This window comes from Euzebyales bacterium (assembly GCA_035461305.1).
GTDB lineage: Bacteria > Actinomycetota > Nitriliruptoria > Euzebyales > JAHELV01 > JAHELV01.
The window spans coordinates 1-12926 of sequence record DATHVN010000054.1 but is presented as its reverse complement, the minus strand read 5'-3'; the positions used below and the strand labels follow the sequence as shown (position 1 = coordinate 12926).

Annotated in this window: 13 protein-coding genes and 1 pseudogene; 6 read left to right on the top strand and 8 right to left on the bottom strand. The window is 72.1% G+C overall.

Annotation, left to right across the window (positions count from 1 at the left end):
* Window positions 1–20: 20 nt before the first annotated feature.
* Both VK923_05290 and VK923_05285 read right to left on the bottom strand, forming a co-directional pair.
* Window positions 21–638, bottom strand: a complete 618-nt coding sequence (locus VK923_05290; GenBank protein HSJ44082.1) for an MBL fold metallo-hydrolase — start codon at window positions 636–638, stop codon at window positions 21–23.
* Between the two features lie 531 nt (window positions 639–1169).
* Window positions 1170–2738, bottom strand: coding sequence for a molybdopterin-dependent oxidoreductase (locus VK923_05285; protein HSJ44081.1), 1569 nt, complete (start codon window positions 2736–2738; stop codon window positions 1170–1172).
* A gap of 284 nt (window positions 2739–3022) precedes the next feature.
* Between VK923_05285 and VK923_05280 the strand changes: the two genes are divergently transcribed.
* From VK923_05280 to VK923_05265, 4 genes are read left to right on the top strand one after another with little or no spacing between them, the layout of a single operon-like run.
* Entirely contained in the window at window positions 3023–3913 is an 891-nt protein-coding gene (locus tag VK923_05280; protein ID HSJ44080.1) for a hypothetical protein, read from the top strand.
* Between the two features lie 9 nt (window positions 3914–3922).
* The gene (locus tag VK923_05275) at window positions 3923–4633 is read left to right on the top strand and encodes a histidine kinase dimerization/phosphoacceptor domain-containing protein (protein ID HSJ44079.1); all 711 of its coding nucleotides are present in this window, start codon (window positions 3923–3925) and stop codon (window positions 4631–4633) included.
* A gap of 10 nt (window positions 4634–4643) precedes the next feature.
* Window positions 4644–5054 carry an ATP-binding protein gene (locus VK923_05270; protein ID HSJ44078.1) on the top strand — a complete coding sequence of 137 codons (411 nt, stop codon included), beginning with the start codon at window positions 4644–4646 and terminating at the stop codon, window positions 5052–5054.
* Window positions 5051–5695: a response regulator transcription factor gene (locus VK923_05265; GenBank protein HSJ44077.1), complete on the top strand. Its 645-nt coding sequence runs from the start codon at window positions 5051–5053 to the stop codon at window positions 5693–5695. Before VK923_05270 ends, VK923_05265 begins: the two co-directional genes overlap by 4 nt.
* A 3-nt stretch (window positions 5696–5698) precedes the next feature.
* Here VK923_05265 and VK923_05260 read toward each other — a convergent pair whose 3' ends face one another.
* The 5 genes and pseudogenes from VK923_05260 to VK923_05240 form a co-directional block, all read right to left on the bottom strand.
* Window positions 5699–8755: an EAL domain-containing protein gene (locus tag VK923_05260; protein ID HSJ44076.1), complete on the bottom strand. Its 3057-nt coding sequence runs from the start codon at window positions 8753–8755 to the stop codon at window positions 5699–5701.
* A gap of 258 nt (window positions 8756–9013) precedes the next feature.
* The gene (locus VK923_05255; GenBank protein ID HSJ44075.1) at window positions 9014–9730 is read right to left on the bottom strand and encodes a haloacid dehalogenase type II; all 717 of its coding nucleotides are present in this window, start codon (window positions 9728–9730) and stop codon (window positions 9014–9016) included.
* Window positions 9723–10283, bottom strand: a complete 561-nt coding sequence (locus VK923_05250) for an AAA family ATPase (GenBank protein ID HSJ44074.1) — start codon at window positions 10281–10283, stop codon at window positions 9723–9725. The genes VK923_05255 and VK923_05250 overlap by 8 nt, the downstream gene beginning before the upstream one ends.
* 88 nt (window positions 10284–10371) lie before the next feature.
* Window positions 10372–10686, bottom strand: a pseudogene (locus VK923_05245) (2'-5' RNA ligase family protein).
* Between the two features lie 123 nt (window positions 10687–10809).
* On the bottom strand, window positions 10810–10995 hold the full coding sequence (locus tag VK923_05240; protein ID HSJ44073.1) for a CsbD family protein: 186 nt from the start codon (window positions 10993–10995) through the stop codon (window positions 10810–10812).
* Window positions 10996–11078: 83 nt separating this feature from the next.
* On the opposite strand from VK923_05240, the gene VK923_05235 reads away from it, so the two are divergent.
* Complete coding sequence (locus tag VK923_05235) at window positions 11079–12050, top strand: alpha/beta hydrolase (protein ID HSJ44072.1); 972 nt, start codon at window positions 11079–11081, stop codon at window positions 12048–12050.
* Here VK923_05235 and VK923_05230 read toward each other — a convergent pair whose 3' ends face one another.
* Window positions 12051–12485, bottom strand: a complete 435-nt coding sequence (locus VK923_05230; GenBank protein ID HSJ44071.1) for a hypothetical protein — start codon at window positions 12483–12485, stop codon at window positions 12051–12053.
* Window positions 12486–12654: 169 nt separating this feature from the next.
* On the opposite strand from VK923_05230, the gene VK923_05225 reads away from it, so the two are divergent.
* Window positions 12655–12926: hypothetical protein (locus tag VK923_05225; GenBank protein HSJ44070.1), on the top strand; the 272-nt coding region annotated here is incomplete at its 3' end.

The window sequence follows — 12926 nt, the reverse complement described above, 5'->3', positions numbered from 1 at the left end:
CCGACGGGGTGTCCGCTGGGTCAGTGACCGCGCGCGATCCAGTCGGGCAGTGACCCCGACTCCTCGCCGATCGTCGTGCTGTCCCCGTGTCCGGTGTGGACCACCATGTCCTGCGGCAGGGTCAGCAGGCGGTCACGGATCGACGCGATGATCGCGTCGAAATCCGAATAGGCGCGGCCGGTGGCGCCAGGCCCGCCCTGGAACAGGGTGTCGCCCGAGAACAGCACGCCGTTGCCGCGCAGGCACACCGAGCCGGGGGAGTGTCCCGGCGTGTGCACCACCGTCAGGTCAACGCCGCCGACCGAGATGACCTGGCCGTCGCTCAGGTCCAGATCCGGAGCGCGGTCGGCGTGGACGGCGTTCCACAGCATCCGGTCGTTGGCGTGCAGGGCGATGGGCGCGTCGACGAGATCGCCGAGCTCGACCGCCGCATTGATGTGGTCGTTGTGCCCGTGCGTGCAGACGATCATCGGGACGCGGCGTCCGCCGACCGCCTCCCAGATCAGCGCCGCGTCGTGGGCGGCGTCGATCACGACGACCTCGTCGTCGTCGCCGACGAGCCAGACGTTGTTGGTGACGTCGAACGATTGGCTGTCGAGGGTGAAGACGCCGTGGGTGGTCAGGTGCTCGATGCTCACCAGACCACCACCGAACGCAGCACGTCGCCGGACTGCGGCCTGGCAGGTGCCACTACGTCCTGTGCCGTCCTTGCCATCGGCTGCCGTCCTCCGCTGGAGTGCCCGTGGCAGGGATGGTAGTGGGTCACGACGCCGTGTCGCGGAAGGTGCGCGTCCCCACGACCCGCGCACCGTTCGGACTGGGCAGGCCGTCGCCGGGCTCCTGGGCTCGGCCCCTCGGGCGTCAGCCGGCGACGCGTCCGCGCGGGGCCTTGGGGTCTCCCACATGGCCTTGAAGAAGATCGAGTAGGGGTGCAGCATCGTCCCGCTCCTCCTGCGTCTCGGACGGACAGAGCGGTGAGGCGTGCCCGTGATACACGTCACGCTGGGCGCGTTCGCGTGGGCAGGCAGCGGCCAGACTGGGATCCGTTACCAGGGCGGTTCGTGGTCGGAGACCGTCTCGATGTCAACCGTGGACGCATCGGTCGTGCCACTCGACTGCGCCGGCGGGGACCGCGGGCGGCAGGACCTGGTTGCCGGGGCGCTGGGCGCTCAGCCCTCGGACACCGTCACGACGATGCCGTGCCGTCCGGTCGCGCCGTCCGGTCGCGGCGGCTGCCGCTCCGCAGTCTGGGTCCGCCCGGTGCCGTCCGTGGCGCGCACGCGCAGGTCGTGGCTGCCGGGTGTGGCGTCCCATTCATAGACCCACTGCCGCCAGGTGTCGGCACCGACCTCCTCGGACAGCCGCGCCTCCTGCCAGGGACCGTCGTCGACCCGGACCTCGACCTTGGAGATCCCCCGGGTCTGCGCCCACGCGACCCCTGCGACCGCCGTCGGGCCCGGTGCGATGGTGTCCAGCGGACGTGGCACGTCGATGCGGGCCTGGGTTTTGATCGGCGCCCGTTCCGCCCATCCCCGTGGTACCCAGTAGGCGTCGAAGGCGTCGAACGTGGTCAACTCGAGCTCGGCGAGCCACTTGGTGGCCGACACGTAGCCGTAGAGGCCGGGCACCACGAGCCGGGCAGGGTAGCCGTGCTTGCGCGGCAGCGGTTCGCCGTTCATCCCGATGGCGATCAGGGCGTCGCGGCCGCCGGTGACGACCTCCAGCGGTGCTCCGGTGGTGAACCCGTCGACGGCCCGGCCGACCAGCTGGTCGGCACCCGGCCGCACCCGCGCATCGGCCAGCACGTCGGCCAGTCGCACGCCTCGCCAGCGGGCGTTGTCCACCAGGTCGCCGCCGACCTCGTTCGACACGCACGCCAGCGTCACGTCGGCTTCGACGATCTCGTAGCGCTGCAGCTGATCGAACGTTAGCTCGAGGGGGTTGTCGACCATCCCGGTGACCTGCAGCGACCAGTCCTCCACGTCGACGTTTGGGATCCGCAGCGCGGTGTCGATCCGGTAGAAGTCGTCGTTCGGGGTGACGAACGGCGTGATCCCCTCGACCTCGAGCGACGCGTCCGCGGGCAGCGCGGGCAGCGGCTCGTCCGCACGGGGCAGTGTCGCGGTCGACGGTGCGGTCGCCGCCTCCGCCTGGCTGATCAGGAACCGGCCGAGCCCACCCGCGACCACGGTGGCTCCACCGGCCATGGCGGCGGCGCGGAGGAACGTGCGCCGCTGCTCGTCGTCGGCGGGGTCCGTCCAGTCACGCACCGCGTGCGTCAGCCACCACAACGTGCCGATGCCCACGATCGTGGCCACCACTGACGGCAGGAGCGCCGCGACGCCCGACACCGCAGTGTCCGCCAGCGCCGCGGACATCGCCACCACGCCCAGCAGCGTGACACCGGCGACGCCGGCCCACCAGCGCTGCGCCGCGAGGATCCCGGTGGCGGCGGCGGCGACCAGCAGCACCGTGTGGACGGTGCCGATGAGGACCGGCTTGTCGGCGGTGCCCAGCAGGTCGATCGCGGCGTCCTTCAGGGCAGGTGGAGCGAGGTCGATTACGACCGCGCCGATCGAGGTGACCGGCGACCGTGCGCCCGGCACGAGCGCCGCGACCAGTTCGCCGCCTGCAAGGGCCGCCAGGGCCGCGAGCACGCCGGCGAGCGCCGCTGGCCATTGCGGCGTGGCGGCGGTCGACCGCTGCTCCTCGACGTCGTCTTCGGTGACCGTGGCCATGGGAAGCTGTCCGGTTGATCGTGCCGTCTTCGTCCACTATGCAGTTCGTCGCCGGTGGGCGTCTGGATGTTTCGAGGATGTTGTGGGGCGTGGGTCGCACGCCGCAGGGGCGCGACGTCCGACAGCCGGTCCACCGTCGCCGGCGGATGGGCGCCGTCACGGTCCCGTGCGGCGGACGCTGTCCGCCGCCGGATCACCCTGTGGACCACGACGTGATCACCCCGCAGCATGACGACGGCGCGGCCTGCCGTTCCTAAAGGCGGGCCATGCGATGGGAGGTCGTCATGGTCCGTGAGACGCTGCGTCAGCTCGGCCCGGCCACACGCCCCGCGCGGGTGGCCATGGCCACCGCGGTCGTGTGGGCCGCGTCCGCGCTCGTCCACGTCAGCGTGTTCGCGGTCGACGGCGGGAGCTGGGCGGGTCCGGTCTCCTGGCGCAAGCCGATCGTGTTCTCGGCGTCGATCGCCCTGCTGCTGTGGGCCGTCGGCTGGATGCTCGATCGTATGCCGGTCGCACGTCCCCGGCTGGCGGGCCTGCTCGCGTGGAGCTTGGCTGTCACCTCGACGGTCGAGACCGCGCTGATCGTGCTGCAGACGTGGCGGGGCCGCGCGTCGCACTTCAACGTGTTCGACCCGACCGACGCGATGGTGTTCGGGATCATGGGCGCGATGGTTGGGCTCATGGCGCTCGGACTGCTGGTCCTGCTCGTGTGGACGCTGGTGGAGCGCCCCGCCGATCCTGCGACCCGATGGGCGGTGCTCGGCGGGCTCGTGATGATCGCCTCGGGCCTGGGCATCGGCCGGTGGCTCGTCGAGCTCGGCACGACGTACACGGAGCGGTTCGGTGTGGTGCCCGACGTCGTGACCAACGGCGACGCGGTCGTGAAGTTCCCGCACGCCGTGGCGTTCCATGGCATCCAGATCTTCGCGTTGGTCCTGGCCCTCGGCGTGGCCACAGGCCTGTCCCCGACGCGACGGCTGCTGGCGGTGCGCGTGGCGGTGGCGGGCTATGCCGGTGTGCTGCTGTTCGCCATCTCCACGAGCGTCGCCGGGCTGCCCGCTGACGTGCTGGCACCGTGGTCGGTGACCCTGCTCAATCGCGTCGGGCGCGGCGATCGCGGCCGCGTTCGCCCTGCCGCTCGTGGCAGCGCTCCACCGGCGGCGGGTTCCGGCTAGCCTGCCGGCATGACCGCGAGCACGAGCGCTCGGACGACGTTCGGGTCGGACGTCGCGTTCGCAGCGGTGTACGCCGCGCTCACCCAGGTCGAGCTCTGGGTGTTCAGGTCGGATGTCAGCAACGGCCAGCAGCTCGCGGCGAGCGTCCTGATCGCCCTCATGGCGGTCACGCTGGCGTTCCGGTCGCGCGCGCCCGTGCCCGCCTACTTCGTCAACGGGGTTGCGGTCGTCGTGACCTCGGCGGTCGTCGGCGTGCCGGGCGACGTCTACCCGTTCGGCAACATCGTGCTGCTCTACACGATGGCCACCGTCGCCTCGACCGGCGTCGCCGTGCTCGGGCTCGCCACTGGGCTCGCCGGCGTCGCCGTCTACTTCGGCTCGCTCAGCGAGGAGCCGGTGTTGGGTGCGTTCACCATGATCCTGTGGGCGCTGGCCTGGGCCGCCGGGCGCGCGAGCCTGACCCGGCGCATTCAGGTCGCCGTGGAGCACGAGCGGGGCCTGTCGCTGGCCGCTGCCGAGGCGCAGGAGGCGCGCCTGGCGCTCGAGGCGCAGCGGCGGCGGATGACGCGGGAGATCCACGACCTGGTGGGCCACACCCTCAACGTCATGGTCGTCCACGCGGGTGCGGGCCGGCGGGCGGTCGGCACCGACCCCGGGGGAGCGCGCGGCGCTGGAGACCATCGAACGCGTCGGACGGACGGCGCTGGGGGAGCTCGATGAGCTGCTCGGCATGCTCGACACGGACGCGATGGACCGCGCGCCGCTGCCGGGTCTGGATCAGCTCGATCGCCTCGCGGACCAGGTCGGTCGGGCCGGGCTACAGGTACGGCTCGTCCGGGACATCGACGGTCATGTGTCCGCAGCGCAGGGCGCCACGATCTACCGCATCGTGCAGGAGGCGCTGACCAACACGCTGCGACACGCCGAGGCGGCCCACGCCAGTGTCACGGTGCGGCGATCGGACGGGGAACTGGTGGTCGTGGTCGTCGACGACGGTCGGGGCTCCGACGCGCCCGCGGGACGTGGCCTGCGCGGGATGGCCGAGCGCGTCGCGGTGCACGGAGGATCGCTGGCCTACGGTACGCGCGACGGCGGCGGGTACCAGGTGACCGCCAGCATCCCGGTGGAGACCGTCACGTGATCGGCGTGGTGCTGGTCGACGACGACGCGCTCATGCGCGCGGGGCTGCGGATGATCCTCGAGCAGACCGACGACATCACCGTCGTGGGCGAGGCGGATGACGGTACGACCGCACTCGGCGTGGTGCAGCGCATGCGTCCCGACGTCGTCCTGATGGACGTGCGGATGCCCGAGCTCGACGGCATCGCCGCGACGGAACGGATCCTCGCGCGCCCGTCGCCGCCGAAGGTGGTCGTGCTCACAACGTTCGAGCTCGACGACTACGTCTTCGATGCGCTCGCCGCCGACGCCAGCGGCTTCCTGCTCAAGCGCACGCCGCCCGACCAGCTGGTGCAGTCGATCCGCGAGGTCGTCGCCGGCGGATCGATGCTGTCGCCGACGGTCACGACCCGTGTGATCGAGCGCTTCTCGCGCCGGCGTCCTCCCGCCCCGACCCCTACCTGGCTCGGGCAGCTCACCGACCGCGAGCGCGACGTCCTGCGGGCGATGGCGCGTGGGCTGTCGAACAGCGAGATCTCGGCCGAGCTGTTCATCGGGGAGAACACCGTAAAGACCCATGTCGGGAGGGTGTTCGTCAAGCTGGGTGCCCGCGACCGCGCGCAGGCGGTCGTGATGGCGTTCCATGCCGGCCTGATGGAGTAGTCGTCAGCCGGTGGGAGCGTCGCGGTCCCGTGTGTGCAGCGCCAGTGCGACCACGCGCGCGAGCGGGACGAAGGCGTCCAGGTCGCCGGTGTGCTCGTCGGCGTACAGCTCGAGCAGCCACGCCCCGTCGTCGTGCTCGGGCGCGCCGATGCCAAGCACGCCCGTCATGCCGATGTCGGTGAGCACGGCCCGCTCCGCGGCGTCGTGGTCGGGATCGTCGACCCGCACCCAGTAGGGCTCGGGGCCCTCCACCGCCGCCCGGGTCACCGGGTAGTCGTCGAGGTCGTACACCTCGTCCTCGGGCGGCACGATCGAGCCGTGGTGTGTCGGGGGACGGGCACGCCGCAGATGCAGGTGCTGGATGCGGATCACACCGTCGCTGTCGACGCGTGACAACAGCCACCGCCCGAGATCGCACGTCTCGGCCATCACCATGCCGACCGACTCGAGGACGTCGTCGGCGGGAGCGCTGGCGAGGCGACCCAGGACCTCGACCACGCGCCCGCACGTGCTCTCGAAGGTGGTGCCCGGCGACGCGTCGGCCCGGTGCGGTCCACGGCGCTCACGACCCACCGGGGTGGGGCCGGCGTCGACGTGCTCGGTCGACCCGGCGGGCAGCAGCGTCCGGCCTGTGCGCTTGGCCTCGTACTGGGCGTGGTCAGCCGCCGCGAACAGCTCGCGGACCGTGCGCCCGGCGAAGGTCGACGTGGCCGCGCCGGCGGAGATCGTGACCTGCGGCGGCGGCGCGGTGCGCAGCTGGGCGGCCGCACGGTTCACGATCGGGGCGACTCCGCGCCCGGCGTCACCCACCAGAACCACACAGAACTCGTCACCGCCGAGCCGGGCGCACGTCGCGCCCGGCAGGTCGAGCGTCGCTCCGCTCAGGGCGTCTGCCACCGCCCGCAGGGCCTTGTCGCCGATAGCGTGCCCGTACTCGTCGTTGACCTGCTTGAGGCCGTTGACGTCGATCATGACGACCGTGACCGGCGTGGTCGTCTCCAGCAGGGCCTGCTCGAGCCGGTCGTCGATCGCGCGGCGGTTCGACAGCCCGGTCAGGGGATCCTCGAACGCGAGGCGGGCCATGCGCTCGAGTTGCTCGCCGTAGGCCAGGGCGCCGCCGAGGATGTCTGCAATCGCCGTCAGCAGCTCGAGGTCGCGCGCCGCGAACGGAGGTTCGTCGATCTCCGTCGTGACGTACAGCTCGCCCCACAGGTGGTCGTCAGCGTAGACGGGGACCGCGGCCGACGACCCCTTCCCCAGGCGGCGCAGCAGCTCCCGGCTTCCCGCATCGCCCTGGCCGTCGTCGACGCGCTGCACGTGCGGCACGCCCGCGGCCAGCATGCGGCTGGCGGCGAGGTACTCCGTCATGGCGTAGGTCTCGTCGTCAGGGAAGCGCTCTTCGGCGTCGGTCAGCTGCCCCACGTTGACCAGTACACGCAGCACGCCCTCGTCGCGCTCCCAGCGGCTCAGCGAGAGCGACGCGGCGCCGACGATGTCGAGCGCCTCCTCGGCGAGCAGCCCGACCAGGTTGCGTGAGTCGGCGGTCGGGTTCACGGCCTGCGCCAACGCGCGCAGGGCACGGAGCCTGTCGCCGGTCGACCGCAGGTCGCCGCGCGCGGCCTCGGCCTGCAGCAGGTCCGCGGCGGTCGGCGACGTCGACGGCAGGCGCGCGGCGAGCTGGCGCATCGCCCGTGCGATGCCGTGCGGCTGCGTCGCCGCGCCGGTGGCCAGCGCCGCGGCCAGCTGGCGCGGGTCCGGGGTCGCATCAGGATCCGGGGTCGCGTCCGTGACGACCTCGACAGCGATGCGGACCAGCCCCGCGGTCAGTCGCTGGTCGGCGGTACCCGCCTCTGGGTCGAGCAGCGCGTGCAGTGCAGGCGGAAGTGTGGCCGGTCCGCGGGGGTCGCGAACCAGTGGACCCAGGCGGGCGACGTCGTGGCACAGGGCCGCAAGCTCGACCTCGTGGACGGTGGCGGCGGGAAGGCGCATGGCGTTGGCGATGCCCGTCGCGACCGTGTGGACGTGTGCGCGGTGGTGGGGGTCGGTGTCGCCCAGCGACAGCGTCCGGGCGATCGCCACCGCCGTCGCACGGTCTGGCTGATCCACCGCCGTCGCACGGACCGGCTGATCCACCGCCGTCGCACGGTCCGGCTGATCCACCGCCGACGGCCGAGGCAGCGACGGGACGGTTGCGGCTCCGGATGCACGTCGCGCCACCCGGTCCGCCGGGGTGGGGCGGCCGAACAGGAAGCCCTGGGCGGACGTACACTCCCACGCCGCCAGGCTGGCGGCCTGTTCGTGGGTCTCGACACCCTCGGCGACGACCGTCAGATCCAGCTCGTAGGCCAGGTCCAGCACGTTGCGGACGATGACGGTGTCGAGCCCGCCGTCGCCGATGCCCGCAACGAAGCCTCGGTCGAGCTTGAGCATGTGGACGGGCAGGCGACGCAGGCTGTCCAGCGTGGCGAAGTCGGTGCCGAAGTCGTCCAGCGCGAGGCGGACGCCGGTCGCCTCGACGAGCTCGACGGTCCGCTCCGCGTCGGGGCCCGCCAGGCGGCTCTCGGTGATCTCGAGGACGACGCCGGCCGCCGGAAGGCCGTGGGCGTGCAGGACCCGGCGCACCGTCGTAGCGAACGTATCGTCACCCAGTTGGGCGGGAGAGACGTTGACGCTTACGGAGACCCCGCCGAGCGCGGGATCGCAACGCCACCGGGACAGGTCAGACACCGCGGTGGCGAGGACCTCCAGCCCGAGCGGCACGATCAGACCGGACGTCTCGGCCAGCGCGATGAAGCTGGATGGCTGCAGCAGACGACCGGTCGCCGTGCGGATCCGGGCGAGCGCCTCGAACGCCAGCAGCCTGCGGTCGGGCAGGGCGACGATGGGCTGGTAGTGCACCTCGAGCCCGCCGGCGCGCAGGCGGTCCCGCAGCTCGGCCGGTGTGCCGGTCAGGGACGTGGCGCGTCCGCTGACGTATCCCCGGCGCACAAGGTCGGCCACCGCCGCGTCGGCGTGGCCCGTGCCTGTCCTCAGCTGGGGTGTCGCGATCGTGCCGGCCATCCGGGTGCTGTCTCTTTCGGCCCTTCCGGGCGTCCTGTCGGTGCGGGGCTCCAGGTCGGACCCATCACAGGCGGACCCAGCGTATCGACCTCGTGACCCCATGCTCTTGTCGGCTGGCGCCGGCTGGCCATGAGGGTCGCGGGCGCGCTGTCCGGGCGGCAACCCCGCGCGGCATTGCCGGCGGCTCCGAGCGGCGGGGATCCGCGGGTCAGGTGCCCGCAGCGGATCCGCGGGTCACGTGCCCGCAGCGTGCGCGAGTCAGGTGCCCGCTGCCTCCGCGAACGCCGCCATCGACTCGAACCGCCAGTCCGGCGTGACGTCGACGACGGGCGTCGGCGTCGCCCCGAAGCCGTCGACGGCGTGACGCCGGTGGATCCAGACCGATCGCACGCCCGCGTCCCGAGCCGGCGCGTGGTCGTGGTACAGGCTCTCGGCAACGTGCAGCAGCTGGTCGGGGGTGAGTCCCAGCCCCTCGACGGCCGTAAGCAGCGCTGCGAAGTTGGCCGGTGCCGGTTTGTAGGACCCGACGTCTTCAGCGGTCACGATGCGGTCGAAGGTCACGCCGAGATGGCGGTTGGACCGAGCGAAGGACCGGCGGTCGACGTTGGACAGGACGAGCAGCGAGAAGCGCGTCCCCAGGTGGCGCAGCGCGTCGGCGGAGTCCGGGAAGGCGGGCCAGTCGCCGACCGACGCACCGAAGGTGGCGGCCTCGGTCCCCGACACGCCGACCCCGAACCGGGCGCCCATGCGCCGCAGCACCTCGGCCAGCACCAGCGGGTACGGCGCCGCGGGGCGCTCCGACTGCACGACGGTCTCGTGGGCCGAGAACGCGTCGAGGATCTCGTCGCGTGCGAGCATCAGGCCGTGCCGTTCCGCCCACGGCCGCAGGGCCCGCGTGATGCCGGTCTCCCAGTCGATCAGGGTGCCGTAGCAGTCGAAGCTGAGCGCGCCGAACCCCGCGAACGGATCACTCATGGGCGGTCCGGACCTGGATGCTCCGCCGCCGCGCGGAGGTCTCGCTGGTGGGCCGTGACCTCGGCGACGACCCCAGCGACGTCGACGGGCCGGTCGGTGTCGACTCAGACGACGGCCCAACGCCGAGCGGCTCGCGGTGCACGGCGGCCCACAGCTCGCTGTCGGGGCGCTGCGCCTGGAGGTCACCTGTTCGACATGTCAACATGCGCGCAAGGTACCGCTGTCGCGCGACCGCCACGGGCACGTGGCACCGCACCTCGACGACCGGTGCGGGCAGGGCACCCAGCAGCGGCGCCGTGTACGGGTGCCAGGTGCTGTCCAGCACGGCGCCGGTGTTGTCGGCGGCCAACGCGAGCAGCGCGTGCACCGCGGCGCGGCCGAGGTCGCGGGACGCCTCAACCTCGGCGTGGTCGCCGAGCGCGTCCATCAGGCCGTGCTTGTTCGTGTCCTTGGCCAGCAGCGGCAGGCCGAGCGCGGGTGCGAGCTGGTGGGCGATTGTGGACTTGCCCGACGCGGGCATGCCAACCACGGCGACGAACAGGCGCAGCGTCATCGCGCGGGTGTGCCCAGCGGCATGGTGCGCTCGACGCGCCAGCCATCGGCGCTGTGCACGTGGAACTGCACCTGCTCCAAGCGCGCGATCAGCGGCAGGTACGGGTGGACCAGCCGCTCCAGCGGCCCGGGGTGACGTCACGGGGCAGCCGTGCGAGGCTGCAGTGGGGTGAGAAGTCGATGTCGTGACCGGACGCGTCCGCGATGACCCAGCTCAGCGCGCGGACCGCGGCCTCCGGCTGCGGCGCCAGGTACACCGTGACTTGGCCGCCGGCGTCCGCCGGGAAGCGCCGGGGACCCGACAGCTCTACGTCGAACGGGCCACGGACCAGCGCCGCCTCCACGTCGTCGAGCACCGCCCGACCGGCGTCCGGGTCGAGGAGGGGTATCCGAACGAGATGTGGCCTCGGTCCCTGAGGGCCGTGCCCGCCGGCAGCCGGGCGCGCAGATCGTCGAGGACAGGATCGACCGCGGGCACCATGAGCTGCAGTGCGCTCAGACCTGCCACGGGGCGCGGATCCGCGCGGTCAGCGGTGACGGCGGTCGCTGTTGACGGCGTCCTTCACGACGTCGGCGGCGTCGCTGACCTTGTCCTTGACCGAGGCGCTGGCCTGGTCGACCTTGCCCTCGCGCTTCAGCTTCTTGTCGCCGGTCATCGTGCCGGCGGCCTCCTTCGCGCGGCCCTTCATCTCTTCGCCCGTGTGATCGGCCATGCTGTGCTCCTCTCAGGTCGTGGCGAGCGTTCCCGGGCGGTTCGGCGATACACCCGCCCGTGCGCCGACGCATACTCGGTGGAGTGAGCACACGACCCGTCACCGATCGGGCCGACCTCCGGCTGCGCGCGTTCGATCGCGTGCTGCGCAGCATCGGTCCCGACGTCGGCACCATGACGCCCGAGCAGCTGCGACAGGTGCGGCGACGCGAGATTCCGGACAACCCGCTGGCGCATCTGGTGTTCGGGCGGCCCGCCCGCAACGTCGAGGTCGTCGAGCAGCGCATCGACGACCACGAGTGGCCGATCCCGCTGCGGATCTACCGCCCGCACGGTGCCATCGGACTGCCCGTCGTCGTGTTCTTCCACGGCGGGGGATGGGTGATCGGCAACGTGGCCCAGTCGGCGTGGATGTGCGGCGAGCTCGCACAGCGCGTCGGCGCGGTGGTCGTGTCGGCCGGCTACCGGCTCGCGCCTGAGCACCGGTTCCCCGCTGCCGTGGAGGACAGCTACGCCGGCCTGTGCTGGATCTCGGCCCAAGCTGGCGAGCTCGGCGGGGACGCGACCCGGCTGGCCGTCATGGGCGCCAGCGCCGGTGGCAACCTGGCGGCGGTCGCGTGCCAGCGGGCGCGCGACGAGGACGGTCCAGCAATCGTGCACCAGACGCTGCTCTACCCGTCGGTCGACATCGCTCCGGAGACACCGCCGTCGGCCGACCTCGACGACGCCCCGATGCTGCCGAAGGCCGACCGGATCGCCTACCTCAACCACTACACGCTCGGACAGGCGGACCCGACGGATCCGCGGCTGTCGCCACTGCGTGCGCCGAGCCTCGCCGACCTGCCGCCCGCGCTGGTGATCACCGCCGAGCACGACCCGTTGCGCGGTGAGGGCCGCCGTTACGCCGAACGGCTCCGGGCCGAGGGCACACTCGCCCGCTACACCGACTACGTCGGCATGGCGCACGGGTTCATCTCGTTCCCGGGCCTGGCGAGCGCGGCCCGTCAGGCGCTGGCCGAGATGTGTCAGGAGCTGACCGTCGCATTCGACGGGTAGTCAGTCGCCGAGCGCGTCGCGGAGTCGGCCGACCAGGTCACGGTGGGCATCAGGCTCCGTGCGTTCCAGGTCCGCGAGCTGGTCCAGCAAGCGGTCGACGTCGGCGCGTGACAGGTCGGCGCGGACCGGTTCGCCACGGTAGTCGGCCTTGGCGCGCTCGACGTCGGCCCGCAGCTCTGTCAGCGCGTCGACGGCCGAGCGCTCCGCCGGCGTCAGCTCGTCGGCGGGCAGACGGGCGGCCAGCACCTCCACGGCGTCGAGCAGCGTCCCGAGCTGCTTGCCGTAGCTGCCGACACGGCGGAGCACGTGGTTCTCGATCGGGGCGTCGGAGCTGTTGTAGCTGATGAAGAGCTGGGGGTTGAAGACGCGCTCCCAACTTGTCTGCGGGTTGATCAGGAAGTCGGCGAAGGGGAAGGCGACGGGCTTGGGCGACATTGGCGCTCCTGGGACGTGATGACATAGGCGTTGCGGGACAGCGTAACGGCGAGATGACCGCCCGGACACCCGTGTGTGGTGGTTCGACATGCTATGAGATGCTGTCTAGGATGCACCCGATGGGGTGGGGTCGATCCGGGGTGGGGACGTGAGGGCACGACGGTGTCTGTTGGTCGTTGCCGTCGTTCTGGCGGCCGTCCTGAACGCCTGCACGGGCGCCAATCAGGGCGATTCACAGCAGGCGGCGACGGGCGCGGCCGCCGCGCCGAGCACACCGCCCGCCTCGCCCGCCTCGCCCGCCCCGTCCGCACCGTCCATGCCGCGATCGCCACAGCAGGCCGCGCTCGCGGCGTACGAGGAGTACACGACGGCCATGGTCGAGGCTTTGTCGTCTGGCGAGGCAGACCTCGGTCGGTTGTATGCGGTCGCGGATGACCAAGC